This is a genomic window from Campylobacter sp. CH186 (assembly GCF_004378925.1).
GTDB classification, from domain to species: Bacteria; Campylobacterota; Campylobacteria; order Campylobacterales; family Campylobacteraceae; genus Campylobacter_D; species Campylobacter_D jejuni.
In genome coordinates, this window is sequence record NZ_RYYB01000009.1 from 25,131 (window position 1) to 41,672 (window position 16,542).

Annotated in this window: 19 protein-coding genes and 1 riboswitch; of the genes, 11 read left to right on the forward strand and 8 right to left on the reverse strand. The window is 30.1% G+C overall.

What is annotated here, in order from left to right:
- Nucleotides 1–87: 87 nt before the first annotated feature.
- Nucleotides 88–471, forward strand: coding sequence for a truncated hemoglobin Ctb (ctb, locus tag ELQ09_RS07565; protein WP_052806201.1), 384 nt, complete (start codon nt 88–90; stop codon nt 469–471).
- Here ctb and recG read toward each other — a convergent pair.
- From recG to ELQ09_RS07580, 3 genes are read right to left on the reverse strand one after another with little or no spacing between them, the layout of a single operon-like run.
- On the reverse strand, nt 468–2,291 hold the full coding sequence (gene recG, locus ELQ09_RS07570; protein WP_070316530.1) for an ATP-dependent DNA helicase RecG: 1,824 nt from the start codon (nt 2,289–2,291) through the stop codon (nt 468–470). The genes ctb and recG overlap by 4 nt on opposite strands.
- Complete coding sequence (locus ELQ09_RS07575; RefSeq protein WP_088303713.1) at nt 2,281–3,501, reverse strand: pitrilysin family protein; 1,221 nt, start codon at nt 3,499–3,501, stop codon at nt 2,281–2,283. Before ELQ09_RS07575 ends, recG begins: the two co-directional genes overlap by 11 nt.
- Entirely contained in the window at nt 3,501–4,547 is a 1,047-nt protein-coding gene (locus ELQ09_RS07580; protein WP_070316528.1) for a dehypoxanthine futalosine cyclase, read from the reverse strand. The genes ELQ09_RS07575 and ELQ09_RS07580 overlap by 1 nt, the downstream gene beginning before the upstream one ends.
- Nucleotides 4,548–4,620: 73 nt before the next feature.
- Here ELQ09_RS07580 and ELQ09_RS07585 point away from each other — a divergent pair, with 73 nt between their 5' ends.
- A complete protein-coding gene (locus ELQ09_RS07585; protein WP_070316527.1) occupies nt 4,621–5,808 on the forward strand; it encodes an MFS transporter in 1,188 nt (395 codons plus the stop codon).
- Between the two features lie 15 nt (nt 5,809–5,823).
- Here ELQ09_RS07585 and nusA read toward each other — a convergent pair whose 3' ends face one another.
- Nucleotides 5,824–6,912, reverse strand: a complete 1,089-nt coding sequence (gene nusA / locus ELQ09_RS07590) for a transcription termination factor NusA (RefSeq protein WP_002859895.1) — start codon at nt 6,910–6,912, stop codon at nt 5,824–5,826.
- Between the two features lie 126 nt (nt 6,913–7,038).
- Between nusA and ELQ09_RS07595 the strand changes: the two genes are divergently transcribed.
- The 6 genes from ELQ09_RS07595 to ELQ09_RS07620 are packed head-to-tail and all read left to right on the forward strand — an operon-like array spanning nt 7,039 to nt 11,185.
- Nucleotides 7,039–7,281, forward strand: a complete 243-nt coding sequence (locus ELQ09_RS07595; protein ID WP_002851103.1) for an HP0268 family nuclease — start codon at nt 7,039–7,041, stop codon at nt 7,279–7,281.
- Nucleotides 7,278–8,579 (forward strand): tRNA (N6-isopentenyl adenosine(37)-C2)-methylthiotransferase MiaB, encoded by a 1,302-nt coding sequence (gene miaB, locus ELQ09_RS07600; RefSeq protein WP_134224954.1) that lies wholly within the window; start codon nt 7,278–7,280, stop codon nt 8,577–8,579. The genes ELQ09_RS07595 and miaB overlap by 4 nt, the downstream gene beginning before the upstream one ends.
- Nucleotides 8,563–9,192, forward strand: a complete 630-nt coding sequence (locus ELQ09_RS07605; RefSeq protein ID WP_002880682.1) for a lysophospholipid acyltransferase family protein — start codon at nt 8,563–8,565, stop codon at nt 9,190–9,192. The genes miaB and ELQ09_RS07605 overlap by 17 nt, the downstream gene beginning before the upstream one ends.
- Before the next feature lies 1 nt (nt 9,193).
- On the forward strand, nt 9,194–10,153 hold the full coding sequence (locus tag ELQ09_RS07610; RefSeq protein ID WP_134224955.1) for a clan AA aspartic protease: 960 nt from the start codon (nt 9,194–9,196) through the stop codon (nt 10,151–10,153).
- Nucleotides 10,150–10,677 carry a hypothetical protein gene (locus tag ELQ09_RS07615; protein ID WP_019109158.1) on the forward strand — a complete coding sequence of 176 codons (528 nt, stop codon included), beginning with the start codon at nt 10,150–10,152 and terminating at the stop codon, nt 10,675–10,677. Before ELQ09_RS07610 ends, ELQ09_RS07615 begins: the two co-directional genes overlap by 4 nt.
- The gene (locus tag ELQ09_RS07620) at nt 10,667–11,185 is read left to right on the forward strand and encodes a hypothetical protein (protein WP_208357116.1); all 519 of its coding nucleotides are present in this window, start codon (nt 10,667–10,669) and stop codon (nt 11,183–11,185) included. The genes ELQ09_RS07615 and ELQ09_RS07620 overlap by 11 nt, the downstream gene beginning before the upstream one ends.
- Here ELQ09_RS07620 and thiC read toward each other — a convergent pair.
- The 3 genes from thiC to rpe form a co-directional block, all read right to left on the reverse strand.
- Complete coding sequence (thiC, locus tag ELQ09_RS07625; RefSeq protein ID WP_134263875.1) at nt 11,177–12,469, reverse strand: phosphomethylpyrimidine synthase ThiC; 1,293 nt, start codon at nt 12,467–12,469, stop codon at nt 11,177–11,179. The genes ELQ09_RS07620 and thiC overlap by 9 nt on opposite strands.
- Before the next feature lie 56 nt (nt 12,470–12,525).
- Nucleotides 12,526–12,630: riboswitch (TPP riboswitch) on the reverse strand.
- 21 nt (nt 12,631–12,651) lie between these two features.
- On the reverse strand, nt 12,652–13,413 hold the full coding sequence (locus ELQ09_RS07630; RefSeq protein ID WP_002933070.1) for a 3'-5' exonuclease: 762 nt from the start codon (nt 13,411–13,413) through the stop codon (nt 12,652–12,654).
- Nucleotides 13,410–14,057, reverse strand: coding sequence for a ribulose-phosphate 3-epimerase (gene rpe / locus ELQ09_RS07635; RefSeq protein ID WP_002859889.1), 648 nt, complete (start codon nt 14,055–14,057; stop codon nt 13,410–13,412). The genes ELQ09_RS07630 and rpe overlap by 4 nt, the downstream gene beginning before the upstream one ends.
- A 139-nt stretch (nt 14,058–14,196) precedes the next feature.
- On the opposite strand from rpe, the gene rpmB reads away from it, so the two are divergent.
- From rpmB to ELQ09_RS07650, 3 genes are all read left to right on the forward strand, one after another.
- Nucleotides 14,197–14,391 (forward strand): 50S ribosomal protein L28, encoded by a 195-nt coding sequence (gene rpmB, locus ELQ09_RS07640; RefSeq protein ID WP_002854974.1) that lies wholly within the window; start codon nt 14,197–14,199, stop codon nt 14,389–14,391.
- Between the two features lie 184 nt (nt 14,392–14,575).
- Nucleotides 14,576–14,791, forward strand: a complete 216-nt coding sequence (locus ELQ09_RS07645; RefSeq protein ID WP_002855201.1) for a YdcH family protein — start codon at nt 14,576–14,578, stop codon at nt 14,789–14,791.
- 9 nt (nt 14,792–14,800) lie between these two features.
- On the forward strand, nt 14,801–15,898 hold the full coding sequence (locus ELQ09_RS07650) for a methyl-accepting chemotaxis protein (protein ID WP_070316523.1): 1,098 nt from the start codon (nt 14,801–14,803) through the stop codon (nt 15,896–15,898).
- A 31-nt stretch (nt 15,899–15,929) separates the two neighbouring features.
- Here the strand turns inward: ELQ09_RS07650 and ELQ09_RS07655 are convergent, their stop codons facing one another.
- On the reverse strand, nt 15,930–16,526 hold the full coding sequence (locus ELQ09_RS07655; protein ID WP_070316522.1) for an NUDIX domain-containing protein: 597 nt from the start codon (nt 16,524–16,526) through the stop codon (nt 15,930–15,932).
- Between the last annotated feature and the right edge of the window lie 16 nt (nt 16,527–16,542).

Here is a 16,542-nt window from a genome sequence, read left to right on the forward strand (position 1 = left end):
ATTTTCCATTCTTAACTTATGTTAAATTTAATTTATCTTATTTTTGCTATATTAACGCCATAAAATTAACATTTAAGAAAGGCTTATATGAAATTTGAAACAATTAATCAAGAAAGCATAGCAAAACTCATGGAAATATTTTATGAAAAAATTAGAAAAGATAAGGATTTAGGGCCTATTTTTAACAATGCTATTGGAACAAACGATGAAGAATGGGAAGAACATAAAGCAAAAATAGGAAATTTTTGGGCAGGCATGCTTTTAGGCGAAGGTGATTATAATGGGCAACCCTTAAAAAAACATCTAGATTTACCTCCTTTTCCTCAAGAATTTTTTGAAGTTTGGCTAGGACTTTTTGAAGAAAGTTTAAATATGGTTTATAATGAAGAAATGAAAGCAGTTATTTTACAGCGTGCACAAATGATAGCTTCACATTTTCAAAATATGCTTTATAAGTATGGTGGACATTAATTTGGCAATTTTTTTGCCAAATCTTTTTTTACCTTTTGTAAAATCTCCTCATCCTTAGAAAAATCAAAAAATTTAAACTCATTTCCATGTTGCATAAAACCATCGAGCAAATCTCCACTCAAACGATTTTTAAGATCAAGCTCTGCTATTTTAAACCCATCTAAAGTGCTAGCAAATTCTTTTAAACGACTCGGAATTTCTTTAAGTTTAGTATAAAGATAGCAAGTACTTTTAAGCCCTACACGGCCTACACGGCCACGAAGTTGATGTAAGGTAGCAAGTCCTAAACGTTCCGCCCCCACAATCACTATCATACTCAATCTTGGCAAAGAAATACCTACTTCCACCACTGTAGTGCTTAGTAAAATATTTCCCTCATCTCTAAAACGCTCTAAAATTTCATCTTTTTGTTTATCTTTTCCATGAGTTACAAAAACTTTTTCATAATGACTCTGCCAATATTCTTTGGCCTGCTCTAAAGAAAGATAAGGAATCTTATCACTAGCACTCACTAAGGGATAAATAATGATAATTTGATGATTTTTAGAAATTTCTTCCTTGATCTTCTCGCTAAGCTTAGAAAAACCTTCATTTTGTATGCAATAAGTTGTAATATCTTTTTTAAAAGGCATTTGTTTAATAAAGCTAAAATTTAAAAGTTCAGATTGTATCATGCTTAAAGTTCTTGGAATAGGCGTAGCCGAAAACTGTATAAAATGAGGGGCAAATTCTTGTTTATTTAAAGAATGAATTTTTTCACGCTGAGCTGATCCAAAACGATGTTGTTCATCTATCATTACAAGCACGGCATTATGACTTTCTAAATGAATTAAAGCGTGAGTGCCTATGATAAGATTTGCTTTTTGGATATTTTGTTCTAAATCTTTTTCTTTTTTACCCCCTTTAATAAACAAAATATTCATAAAATCAGGTAAAAATTTCTTAGCCTCTTCATAAAGCTGATACGCTAAAATACTAGTAGGTGCCATTAAAATAGCTTGCTTAGGATAAACCATCAAAGCCGCACCGAGTAAAACCAAGGTTTTACCACACCCCACATCACCCATAATCACACGCCTTTTGGCTTCTTTTGAATGCAAATCTTTTTCTATATCTTTTAAGGCGTTAAGCTGATCTTTAGTAAGAGAAAAAGGCAAATCTTTAAGCCAATTAGCTATATTAAAAACATTGATTTGATGAGCTTTAAAATGCGTTTTTTTAGCTTTTAAACGCTTTAAAAAATTATATATTTCTATATATTTTAAATCTTTGCTAAAATTTTGCAAATTTTCAAACATAAAAAAACTTTTTTCATCATAAGTATGTAAATTTAAAAGAAAATGTATATATTTATCCTCTATGCCACTTTCTTTTAAATTTTCATAATTAAGATATTTATGTATAAAAGCAGCAATTTTTGCATCTTTTAAACCTAAAATTTGATACTTTGGACTAAAACCCTCAAAAGAAGTTAAAATTTTAGGATTGTTAAATTGCCAAGTGTGATTAAAACGCGAGAGCTTGGCATTAAAAATAAGCTCTTTTCCTACCTTACAAATCCTAAAATGCCAAGCTCTAGGATGAAAAAACACAAAAGAAATATTTTCTTGCCATTCTTCACAAAAACCTAAACCAAAAAGTTGATTTTTTCTTGAACTAACGCTTTTTATAGTGATTTTTTGGGTGCAAATTTCATTTTCTTTGGGATTTTTACTTGGATTTAAATTTTCAATTTTTTTAGGTAAAAGAAGGGCTAAATCAATAGCACTTCTAATTTTTAATTTTTTAAAAAATTCAAAATCACTTTCTTTAATTTTCATTTTGTATGCTTGCAAAACTTATATTTAAAAGCTCTTGATGTTTTTTAATATAAGCATTGATGGTTTCAAGTTTAACCTTTTCCATAAGTTTTAACTCTTCTTTATAATATCCTAATTTTAAACCTTGATAAAATTCATTAAAGGTCATAGATAAACGCTTGCTTAAGCTTTCATAACGCAAAGGAGTTGATCCTATGAGAAAATTTTTAGCTTGATCAAGTTCATTTTGAGTCATGCCATTTTTTATAAAATCTTCAAAAAGCTCTTTTACGATTTTTTTAGCTTCTTTAGCGCTTTCATTTTTAGTTTGTAAATATCCAAAAACTCTAGAAAAAGACATATTCATATCAAGCATAGCATAAGCTGAGTATGCAAGACCTCTTTTAACGCGAATTTCTTCCATAATCCTTGAACCAAATCCTCCTTGCCCTAGAACAAATAATGCAATTTTTGCAAGATATAAATCCTTATCTTTAAAATCAGCAAAAAAAGGTGTAGCAAAATAAATATAAGCTTGTTCACTTTCTGGGCGTAGCAAAATTTCATCTTTGATGTTTTTGCTTAACTCATATTTTTTTGGAGTATTTTTCTTACCTATTTGAAGTTTTGATAAGAGTTTTAAAAGATCTTCCTTGGCTTGTTTTTCTTCTAAATCTCCTCCTAAAATCACAACCAAATCACTAAGATGGATAAAATTTTTATAAAAATTTTGCAAATCTTTTAAAGACAAAGTTTCTATACTTTTTTCATCCCCATCATTTGGACTTTGAAATTCTTTACATTTAAAAATTTGAGTATTGAGTAAATTTTTTGCTAAATAATCAAAATCACTATTTTTACTCGCGAGCTCACCTAAGGCATTGATTTTTAATTTTTGCAAAGTTTTTTCTTCTATTCTTGGTTTTAAAAGCAATTTTTCTAAACTCTTTAAAGCAAAATCAAAATTTTCTTTCAAGCAAGAAAGATTGATTTCCAAGCTTTCAAAACCACTACTTGCCTCTAAATTTATCGCTCTAAATTCTAAATCCTTAAAAAATTTATCATCCACGCCTTCATTTAAAATACGTGAAAACATCTTAGCTAAACCTGCTATTTCATCATAACTTCTAGCGCAATTTCTAAAAACAAGCTTTAAAACAACAATGGGAAAATCAGAATTTTTTTCAAAAATAAAAGGGATTTTAACACCCCTACTCTCTAAATACTGCATTAAAACCTTTCTAAAATTTCATAAGCGGTATTGCGTTTAGCTGGATTTTCGCCTAAACTTCTAATCAGCCTTATCATCTCATCTTGATTCATTCTATAACTTGCTCCTGCAGCACTTACTACATTTTCTTCCATCATAGTTGAGCCTAAATCATTGGCCCCAAATTTTAAAGCAAGCTGGCCTATAAGTGAGCCTTGAGTCACCCAAGAACTTTGTAAATTTTTAAAATTATCTAAATAAAGTCTTGCTAAAGCTAAAAGTCTTAAATACTTGTTAGAACTTTGTTTCATAATCTCTGGATGTTTTTGGATTAAAGCAGTATTATCACTTTGAAAGCTCCATAAAATAAAAGCTCTAAAACCACCTGTTTCATCTTGTAATTTTCTTAAATGTTCAAAATGATCGATGATTTCTTCATCATTTTCAACCGTTCCAAACATCATGGTAGCTGTACTTTTCATACCGATTTTATGAGCTTGGCGATGTACTTCTAACCAAGTAGCTGTATCGCATTTATTGGGTGCGATAATATCACGCACCCTATCACTTAGCACCTCAGCTCCCGCTCCTGGTATAGAAAATAAACCCTTAGCTTGTAATCTTTTTAACACTTCAGTGATTGAAATTTTAGATGCTTTTGCAATATAAGCGATTTCAACTGCTGAAAAACCATGCACAGTGATATTTGGATAATGTTCTTTTATCCAAGAAACTAATTCTTCATACCATTCTATTTTTAATTTTGGGTGCACCCCGCCTTGAAAAAGAATTTGTGTACCCCCAATAGCTTCAAGCTCCTCTATCTTCTTGCCTATCTCTTCAAAACTTAAAATATAAGCATCATCTTCTTTATGATGGCGATAAAAAGCACAAAAAGAACAATCAATACAACAAACATTGGTATAATTAATATTTCTATCCACAACAAAAGTGGTAATTTTTTCAGGATGAAGTTCTAATTTTCTTTTATAAGCCATTTCTCCAAGTTCAGTTAAACTCGCATGATCTAATAAATCTAAAGCTTCTTTTTTATCCAGTCTTTTCAAAATTTTTCCTTGTTTTTTACATAATTAAAATAATTATAGCATTTAAAATATAAATTATGCTATAGTTTCGCTTATGAATTACATTGAACTATTAAAAAATAATAAAAATATCAGAATATTAGCTTCGGTTCAGTTTATAGTATATTTTGGAGCATGGTTTTCTCAAACAGGAGTTTTTACCCTTTTGGTTGAGCTTAATGCTCCTACTTGGGCAACAGCTACAAGTGCTATGCTTGCTTTTTTACCTGGAGTTTTACTTGCTCCTATTAATGGCGTCATAGTAGAGAAAAATAAACCTAAAAAACTTTTACTCAGTATGATTAGCATAGAATTAATTTCTATTTTTTGTCTTATTTTTGTCACAAGTCTTAGCATGCTTTGGCTTTTATTTATTTTAATTTTCATAAGACTTTGTGTTGCTTCGATTTATTTTCAAGCTGAAATGAGTTTATTGGCCAAAATTTTAACCCCTCAAGAACTTAAACTCGCTAATGAAATGCACAGTGTCATTTGGGCGATTTCTTATACAGCAGGTATGGCAAGTGCGGGAATTTTTATTTATTTTCTAGGAGTTAAAACCGCTTTTTTATTTGACTGTATACTTATACTCATAGGCATTTCTTTTTTAGTAAGATTAAGCATTCCTGATTTTCATCAAAAAACACAAAGTCGCTTTTTTACCATGATAAAAGAAGGATTTTTCTATGTTTTAAATAATAAAATAATTTTTCATCTTATTTTACTTCATGCTTTTATAGGTTTAACTGCTTATGAAACCTTGGTTACGCTTTTAGCACAACATCAATATAAAGAAGTTTTATCCGCTGCTTTAGTAATAGGGTTTTTAAATGCGGTACGTGCTTGTTCTTTAGCTATAGGACCTATGATTTTAAGCAAATTTATTAATGATAAAAATTTATTTTACATGTATCTTGGTCAAGGTTTTGGTATTATACTTTGGGCTTTAACTCAATTTAATTTTTATATTTCTTTTTTAGGTTTAATTGGTGCAGGTTTTTTTACCTCAGCGCTTTGGGCTTATACTTACACCATGATACAAAAAAATGCTGACAAAGAATATCATGGTAGGGTAATCGCTTATACAGATATGATTTATCTTAGTTTTAGTGCTATTATTTCAATGCTTATGGGCTTTTTATTTGAAATAGGCTTGAGTTTAGAACTGATTACAGGTTTATTAGGTATGATTTTTATCTTTGCGGCATTTTATTGGAGGTGGTTTTATAAAAAATATTTGTGAAAATTCACAAATATTTTAAATTTTAAACAAATCCTGAAGATTTTTCATTGCTTCTTCATTGCTGATGGCATTATTTAGCTGTGATGAACTTAATTCATTGAGCTCTATTTCATAACCACTTAACATAGAAGCAAGGCGAATATTAATACCATTTTTTCCTATAGCTTTACTTTTTTGTTCGCTATTTAAACTTACAATAGCTTTTTTATCTTCAATTTTTACAGAATTTACAATAGCAGGAGCCAAGGCACGAGAAATTAAAATTTCACTCTCATTTGTAAATTCTATACAATCAATATTTTCATTATGAAGCTCTTTGCTTACTGCATTAATTCTTACACCTTTAACACCTACTGTAGCGCCTACAGGATCGATATTTGCTCCATTGGCCTGAAGAATGATTTTTGCTCTTTCACCTGGAATTCTAGCACATCCTATAATATTGACATAACCATCTTTGATTTCTGGAACCTCAGCTTCAAGTAAACATTCTAAAAATTTAGGACTTGTACGACTAAGCTCGATTTTAATACCCTTATCTGTATAAACACGGCGTATCACAGCTTTTACCACATCACCTATTTTAAACTTTTCCCCTTTAATGCGATTTTTTCTTGGTAAAAAAGCTCTTAATTCATCTATTTCAATAAAAGTATTTTCTTCATTATCCACTCTAACAACTGTACCAAAAACCATTTGCCCTACTTTGTTTTTATATTTTTCAAAAATAGTTTGTTCTAATAATTTTTGTATATGATATTCAAGTTCTTTGTGCAAGGTATTTACCGCAGTTCTTCCTAAATTTTCCAAAGAACATTCATAGGTTAATTCATCTCCTATTTCAACATCTGGAGCTTCTGATTTTGCCTTACTTAACGCGATAAAACTCTCACTTTTATTTTGCAATCTCTCGTCATTATCTGCTACTATGGTGATTTTTTGATAAAGATTTAAATTTTTAGGATCCACAAAAAACTCATATTCTTGTCCATAAATTCTTTTTGCAGTATTGATTAAAGCGGTAGCTACCTTTTCTCTTACATTCTCTAAGTTTAAATTTTTTTCATTAGCAATAGATTCGATAATATCTGCTATCTTTTCCATATTTTATAAAACCTTTTTTGTGGGAAATTTAAAAATGTAGATAAAAATTATATCCTTAATAAGTTTAATTAAAAGTAAAATTTGCTAAAATTATAGATTAAAATGAAAATTCTTAAGGATTTAGCTATGGAATTAAAATTGGCAAGAACTTTGATTAATGAAAAACCTAAAAATATTAGCCTAGAAAAAATCGAAGAGGCTATAGAAAAAGAAGGACAAAAGTTTTTTTATTTTGATAAAGATAATACACACAAACAACTCATTGCCCTTGTAAATCATTTTGAAAAAAAAGGAGTAAGCATTTATCATAGAACCGTAAAATACGGACTTGATGATAATGATTTTATGTATGAGGTACATATTCTTTGAGTGCTAAAAAACTTTTTATCCAAACTTTAGGTTGTGCGATGAATGTCAGAGATTCTGAGCATATGATCGCAGAATTAGCACAAAAAGAAAATTACGCACTAACAGAAGATATCAAAGAAGCAGATCTTATTCTTATTAATACCTGTTCAGTGCGTGAAAAACCTGTGCATAAACTTTTCTCAGAAGTGGGTGGCTTTGAAAAAGTTAAAAAAGAAGGTGCTAAAATAGGAGTTTGTGGATGCACTGCATCACATTTAGGAAATGAAATTTTCAAACGTGCTCCTTATGTGGATTTTGTTCTAGGGGCAAGAAATATTTCCAAAATCACTCAAGCTATAAAAACTCCAAAATTTATGGGCGTGGACATAAACTATGATGAAAGTGAATTTGCTTTTGCAGATTTTCGAAATAGTATTTATAAATCCTATATTAATATCTCCATAGGTTGTGATAAACACTGCACTTATTGTATAGTGCCACATACTAGAGGAGATGAAATTTCCATACCTTTTAACATCATCTACAAAGAAGCTCAAAAAGCCGTTGAAAAAGGCGCTAAAGAGATTTTCTTGCTAGGACAAAATGTCAATAACTACGGCAAAAGATTTAGAAACGAACATAAAAAAATGGACTTTTCAGATCTTTTAGAAGAACTTAGCACTATAGAAGGTTTGGAGCGCATTCGCTTTACAAGTCCACATCCTTTGCATATGGATGATAAATTTTTAGAAGTTTTTGCCAATAATCCAAAAGTTTGCAAATCCATGCACATGCCTTTACAAAGCGGCTCAAGTGAAATTTTAAAAGCTATGAAGCGTGGCTATACTAAAGAATGGTATTTAAATAGAGCTTTAAAACTTAGAGAACTTTGTCCAAATGTTAGCATTTCTACAGACATTATTGTAGCTTTTCCAGGGGAAAGTGAAAAAGATTTTGAAGAAACTATGGATGTTTTGGAAAAAGTGCGTTTTGAACAAATTTTTTCTTTTAAATACTCCAAACGCCCTTTAACAAAAGCTGCAACCATGCCTAATCAAATCGATGAAGAAACAGCTTCAAGAAGACTTAGCACCTTACAAAATCGTCATAGTGAAATTTTAGATGAAATTGTAAAAAAACAAGAAAATAAAACTTTTAAAGTTTTATTTGAAGAATTAAGAGCAGGCAATAGCATTGCTGGAAGAACAGATAATAATTTTTTAGTTCAAGTTGAAGGTAGCGAAGAACTTTTAGGGCAATTTAAAGAAGTAAAAATAACTAATGCAAAGCGTATGGTTTTATATGGGGAAATCGTTTAAAATCCATTGCTTAACATATATAATTTTCATCTTGCAATGGCTTATTTTTTTAAGCTGTAAAAAGCACTATAAAGGTGAAAAAGTTGACCGTAAAGCTGGTGTGATACTTTTTTGGCATGGAAAATTAGCACTCATGCCTTTTGCGTTTAGACATTATAGACAAAAAAATAAAAAAGCCTATGTCATGATCTCCCACCATAAAGATGGAGAACAAATTGCAAAAATCATCAAGCTTTTCGGTCTTGATACTGTAAGAGGAAGCACTTCAAGGGGTGCTAGCAGTGCACTTAGAGCTGCATTTAAAGTTTTAGAACAAAATGACGATATAGTTATCACGCCCGATGGTCCACGAGGGCCTTATCATAGTATTTCAGATGGTTCTATCATTTTGGCTCAAAAAAAAGAACTAAAGATAAGAATTTTAAACTATGAAGCAAATCGTTTTTGGGAATTTAAAAGTTGGGATAAGATGATCTTGCCAAAACCTTTTAGTAAGATTACTTATAGTCTAAGTGAACCTTTGGATATTTTATCTTTAGATAAAGAAAAAGCTAAAGAATTTCTAATGGAACAATTTGATAAAATTAGCTTAGCTGATCAATTTAAGGAATGAAATGTTATTTTTACTTAAAAAAATATTTCCACAACTTTTTATTAGTATTATTTTAGAAGATAAAAAAAATATTGTAAAAGCTTCTATTTATAGAGGAAATAAACTAATCAGTAGCAATGAAAAAACTTTTGATAAAAGCGAAAATTTATTAGAATACATAAAAAATTTAAGCAAGCATTTCTTATTTTACCACACTACTTTATTTTTGGATGCCAAAGAACAAGGATTAATACCTAGTACAAATATTCAAGATTGTGAGCACTTTAATATAGGAAAAATCAGCTTACAGCATATTTTGTTTAATAATGCCCTTGTTTATACGGCTACCGAACATGTGGAATATTATAGCGAGCTTTTTGAAGAATATAGAGGTTTAGATTTTTTATATTCCCCTTTTGCCCTTCTTTACTACAATATACAAAAAGAAAAACAGCCTGATGATCAAATTTTACTTTATGGATTTAAACAAGGACATCTTTTGGCAATTATTGTTGCTAAAGGCAATACTATTTTATACGGTGATTTTAAAATATTTGAGCAAGAATTAGGTTTAGAGCTTGAACTTCCATCAGAAGATAATCAAGAAATTGAAAACAACAACGATGATACTGAAGTTACCTTAGATAACTTCAATGAAGCCTTAAATAATAAATTTGACCTACTTGATCAAGAAAATAATCTTGAAACTTTGGATAATAATGATAATTTTAATCTTGATGAATTAAATCAATTTAGCAACGATATGGAACTTTGTCGTTATATTATTACGAGCATTGAAAAATTTTACAATGATGATAAATATGCTGGGGTATTTATCAATGGTATTTTATTATATAGCGAATCAGATATTAACATAAGTGCTATTGATTTTTTAGAAAGTGAAACTTTTTTAGAGATAAAAACGAAACAAATCAACACCTTAGATCTTATGATAGAGTTGATGCGAAAGGAGCTTAAATGACTTATAGCTTCATACAGCCAAGAAAAAAACCTATTTTCACACTCTTTGATAAAATTTGGCTAGGACTTTTTGGTTTTAGTATATTATTTATCTTGCTAGTATATTTTACATATACAATAAAAATTGCATTAATCAATAGCTCTATCGATGATGAAAAACAACAAGTTATAGTGCTTCAAAATCAAACTAAGCAAAATGAAATGCTTTATGAAATTTTATTTGATCAAAGCCAAATAGCGAAAAATTTTAACACTCAAAATCAAATTGTTAAAGAAAGCTTAAGAAATCTATTTGATATTATTGTAAAAACTGATAATATTACTCTTGAAAGTGTTGAACAAGACGAATATTCCTTAAAACTTATCGGAGTCACTCCTACAAGAGAAATGTTTACTCTACTTTTAGAAACCCCTTTAAAAAGCATCTTTGATCAAAGCTATACAACCTATTATCGCTTAGATAATGGGTGGTATCGTTTTGTTAGTATTAGTAAACAAATTCCAGGAGTTACAGATGAAAGATAAAAGCCTAGAAGAAATTGATTTATCAAAGCTTATCATTTGCGCGTTAAGTTTTATAAGCGTTTGCACAGCCTTGATCTTATTTTTACTTTTGCCGACATTAAAAAATTACAAACAAGCAAATCTTAGAGAAAACTCACAACTTGCCATCTTAAAAGCCGCTAAATCAAAATTTGACTTTAGTGAAGATAAAATATCAACCCTAAGAAGCGAAAACAACAAAAGTTTAGAGCAATTTGAGCAAAATTTTAATATAGGAAATTTTGATATTTTTTTACAAAAATATTTTCAAAATGTAAAAATTCAAGAAACTAAGCCCGAAAAACAAGAAAAATATCTAAAAAACCGCTTAGCCATTAAAGCGACAATGAACAATCCTAGAAGGCTTTATGATTTTATTGATGCTCTAAAAAACTATAATAACTTAATCAAGCTTGATTATCCGCTTAATCTTAAAGCAGGAGAGCAAGGCATCTCTATAGATCTTACTCTCAAAGTTTATTCAAGCTAAACTCACATCTTCACCTTTTAAAATTTGATTCATAGTATTCATTGCACACATTTTTCCACACATGGAACATGAGTTTAAATCATCAGGGTGACGCTCATTAAACATTTTTTTAGCCTTTTCTCCATCAATAGCAAGCTTAAACATTTTCTCCCAATCTATCTCTTGTCTAGCCTTACTCATCTCATCATCCCTTGCTCTTTCTTTTGGAAGTTTGGCTATATCTCCTGCATGAGCTGCAATTTTAGTCGCAACTATACCCTCTCTAACATCTTCTAAATTTGGAAGTCTTAAGTGTTCAGCAGGTGTTACATAGCACAGCATATCAGCACCGCTAGCTGCAGCCACAGCTCCTCCAATAGCACCACTAATATGATCATACCCTGCGCCAATATCTGTTACCAAAGGTCCTAAGACATAAAAAGGCGCTCCTTTGCATAAACGCTTTTCTAATTGCATATTTGCCTCTATTTCATTAATAGCCATATGCCCTGGACCTTCTATCATTACTTGAACCCCAACATCCCAAGCCCTTTGGGTAAGAAGCGATAATTCTATAAGCTCTGAAATTTGCGCCCCATCACTTGCATCGTGAGTAGAGCCAGGACGCAAAGCATCGCCCAAAGATAAAGTTACATCGTATTTTAAACAAATGTCAAGCAAATCATCATAATACTCAAAAAAAGGATTTTCGGCATCTTTCATCATCATCCAAGCATAAAGCACAGAGCCTCCTCTTGAAACTATATTTGTAAGTCTTTTACTTTGTTTAAAAATATGCGCTGCGCGAGAATTAATACCTGCATGAATTGTCATAAAATCAACCCCACTTTTAGCATGATGATATACAACATCTAAAAAGTCTTTAGCACCAATTTGTTTTAAATCTTTTTCTAAAAATCCTACCGCATCATATACAGGAACTGTTCCTATCATAGCTTTTGAAACATTAACAAGCTCGTCTCTAAAACGACTTGTTTTGCCATAATTGCTTAAGTCCATAATCGCTTCTATGTCAAATTTATGAGCGAGCTCTACTTTTTTCATTTCCTCGCTATAATCAACGCAATCATTTGAAACTCCTAAATTTACATTAACCTTAGTACGCAGTCCAAAACCTATACCATTTGGATCAAGACTTTTATGATTAATATTTGCAGGGATAATAATTTTACCGCAAGCAATATTTTCAAGCAAAAAATCTTTACTTAAATTTTCTTTTTGTGCAACAATCTGCATTTCTTTAGTAAAAACACCTTGTTTGGCATAATTCATTTGAGTTTTCATAAATTTATCCTTTAAAAAATTTGGATAAATGAAGGGTGAGTATAAATTTTTAAAGTATTGAAATTTATAAATCTTCCCGACGCTGGCATTATCCAGATCCGGTTCGGTCTAAGCTTTTAGCTTACTCTCAGCCTGTTACACAAGCTCCCGTCATTTATGTTTTAATTATACACTTTAAATATTTATTTTTGCTTTATGCGTGCAGTCTTTGTAAAATTTATAAGTTCTTCTGTAGTTTTTATATGATAAGGAAGTTTTCCAAGGCAATATTTAAAAATTTCAGCAGCTGCTAAAGCATCATCTAAGGCCCTATGATGCGTATTTTCCACGCCCAGAAATTCTTTCAAAACCTCTAGTTTATATTTTGGACTTTCTATACAACATTGTGCAAATTCTATAGTGCAAATACGACGATTAAGCAAAATGCCAAAACCACACTCATTTAAAGCCTTAGAAATAAAACTATAATCAAAACGCACATTATGCGCTACAAAAATACTGTCTTTTAAAAAAAGCCTAAAATCACTTAAAACCTTTGCTAAACTTGGAGCATTTTCCACCATCTCATAAGTAATACCCGTAAGTTCGGTTATATTTTCTGGAATTTCTTTTACTTTAACAAAACTTTGAAAGCGTCCAATTTCTTTAGAATTTTGAATTTTTACTGCTCCAATTTCTAAAATTTCCCCCTTACTTACACCGCCAGTACTTTCTATATCTACTATGCAAAAAATTTCATCTTTAATTTTTGTTGTGCGTGTTTTAAGGGTAAAAATATTATCTTTATTCAAAGTTAAACCCAAACCCAAAAGCTCAAAAGTTTCCAAATCTAAATCAAAATTTTTTAATTCTTCAACTTTGGCAAACTCTTGCATCACCCAATCATAAGGCTTGCTTTGCTTATTTAATATAGAAATAATCTGATCAATTTGCTGTAAACTCAAAATTCAAGCTTTAAAGATGAAATTGCAGTTTTATAATCATTAGAAGAAAAAATATAACTTCCAGCCACCAAAATATCAGCTCCGGATTCTTCTAAATCGCTAGCATTTAAACCATTAACACCACCATCAACCTCTATAAAAACTTTAGCATTTTTTTTATCAATCATTTGGCGCAATTCTTTGATTTTTTCATGCACCAAAGGTAAAAATTTTTGTCCACCAAATCCAGGATTAACACTCATTAAAAGTACCATATCTACAAATTCTAGCATGTGTTTAATAGAATCAATAGGAGTGTGCGGATTTAAAACAATAGCAGGATGGATTCCTTGACTTCTTATATATTCACAAAGTCTTATAGGATGAACTTCGCTTTCCATATGAAAAGAAATGAATTTTGGTTTCAAAGGGATAAAAAGATCTATAAATTTACTTACATCTTTAACCATCAAATGCACATCTAATGGCAACTTACTAATAGTTGAAATTTTTTCGATCACGCAAGGTCCAAAAGTCAAATTTGGAACAAAGTGTCCATCCATTACATCAATATGTAAAAGATCTGCACCTGCAGCTTCAATAGCTTTAACTTCTTCTTCTAATTTCAAAAAATTTGCAGACAATAAACTTGGAGCTACATACATGATCAAAACCTTAAAGTATATATAAATGTGATAAATAATATTTTATCGACTTATATATTAAAAAAACTATAAATTATGGAATATTTTAAGCTTAATTTTGATAAAATCTCCATTTAAAAATTTTCATAAGGACAAGAAAATGGCAAGAGTATGTCAAATCACAGGCAAGGGTCCAATGGTGGGTAATAATGTCAGCCATGCTAACAATAAAACAAAAAGACGCTTTTTACCTAATCTCAGAACAGTTCGTGTAACTTTAGAAGATGGCACCACGAGAAAAATGAGAATTGCAGCTTCTACTCTAAGAACTCTAAAAAAACAAAATTCTAAATAATTTTGAGGATTTATTCCTCAATTTTAAAATTTCCAATTTAAAAATAAACTTTAATAAATCACTTATATAACACACATTTAAAAATTATTATTAATTTTATTATTTTTTAAGCCAAAAATATCTTTTAATAGTGTAAAATACCTTGTTAAATGAATTTTAAATTTCACTAATACAAGGAGAGTTTATGCTACATGAATATAGAGAATTAATGTCAGAGCTAAAAGGTAAAGATGCTCATTTTGATAAACTATTTGATCGTCATAATGAACTTGATGACATGATTAAAGATGCAGAAGAAGGTAGAACTTCTCTTAGCAGCATGGAAATTTCAACCTTAAAAAAAGAAAAGCTTCATGTAAAAGATGAACTTAGCCAATATCTAGCAAATTATAAAAAATAAGGCAAAACAATGTTTGGAAGTAAAATAAACCATTCTGATCTTCAAAAACTTGAAGAAGAAAATAAAAATCTTGCACATAAAATTGAAAAATTTCAATCGGAAAATTTAGAATTAAAAAATAAAATTACATCATTAGAACAAGAGGCTTTAGAGTCTAAACTTAAAACAGATCTTTTAAATGTTTTATTAACCGGAGTTTTAAAAAATATTACTATTGTTCAAGGCGATATGCTAGAAAATGTAAATAAGGCAGAAGTTATCTCTAGCTATTCTAAAACTTCTCTTGCTGAAATGGATGAACTTAACCATATTGCTAATTCTATCAATGCTTCCTTAGGAGATATTACAGAATCAGCCAATAAAACAAGAGATGCTGCAGGAACCTTACATAGAAGTGTAGATGAAATTACTAATGTAATCAATCTAATTAAAGATGTTTCCGATCAAACCAATCTTTTAGCTCTTAACGCTGCTATAGAAGCTGCACGCGCAGGTGAACATGGACGTGGTTTTGCTGTTGTTGCTGATGAAGTAAGAAAACTAGCTGAAAAAACACAAAAAGCAACCACAGAAGTTGAAATGAATATCAACCTTCTAAAGCAAAATGCGAATGAAATGTATACTCAAAGTGAGCAAGTTGAAAAAATTTCCATAGATTCTAATGCTCATATTATGAGTTTTTCCGAAAAATTTACTCACTTAGTAAATGAAGCGCATTCTACTAATTCAAATGCAGTTGGTATCGCTTCAGAAGCTTTCGTATCTTTAGCAAAACTAGATCATATAGCTTTTAAATTAAATGGTTATAAAGAAATTTTTTCCAAATCAGGAAAGCAATTAGCTGATCACACATCTTGTCGCTTAGGAAAATGGCTTGCTAGCACAGGAAAAGAAAGATTTGGGCAAAATAAAAGCTTCTTAAAAATTAACGAGCCACATGAAAAAGTTCATGAAAATATGAATAATGCCATAACAATAGCAAATACAGAAGATATTAGCAAAGATATTACTCAACACAGCATAATTAATAAATGTGAAGTTGCCGAAAATGCATCGCTTGATCTTTTCAATGTATTTAAAGAAATGCTTGATGAGTCAGTTCATTAAAATCCTAGGTTGAACCTTTTTAAGGTTTAACCTAAATAATCTTTAATTTTCCTCTCTTTTCCTTTAAAAACCACATATAAGCAAAATCAAGCAAAGGCGTTCTTATCATATTTTTACATTTTTTTTCAAAATCCTGCACCTTAACATAAACAGCTTCAATCTCTTCATCATCAACTCCACCTCCAGAAGAAATTTTATCTTTTTCATCAACTTCTGCGAAATAAAAACTTTGCTTGCTTACACCTGAACCAAACCCTGTATAAAAATCTCCTATTTTTTCTAAATTTTTAGGAGCATATCCTAGTTCTTCTATACATTCTTCTTTTGCTATTTCCTCTAAAGATAATTTTTTATCTACAAGTCCTGAACAAAGCTCTATAGTATAGCCCATATTATCATCTTTTACATAATCTTTATCATGCATTTGATGATACCAAAGTGGTATGCGAAATTGGCGTACAAAAATAAAACTTTCTAATTCTTTATGATACAAAAGCACTGAAACACTATCTTTAGATTCTATAAAATCCCAAGTACAAAACTTACCATTACTTTCATAAGCAAATCTCTTAGGCTTAATATAATTTGATTTTTCAAAAGAAAGTTCTTTTAAATTTTTAAACGCCATAATAAAACCTTTTATT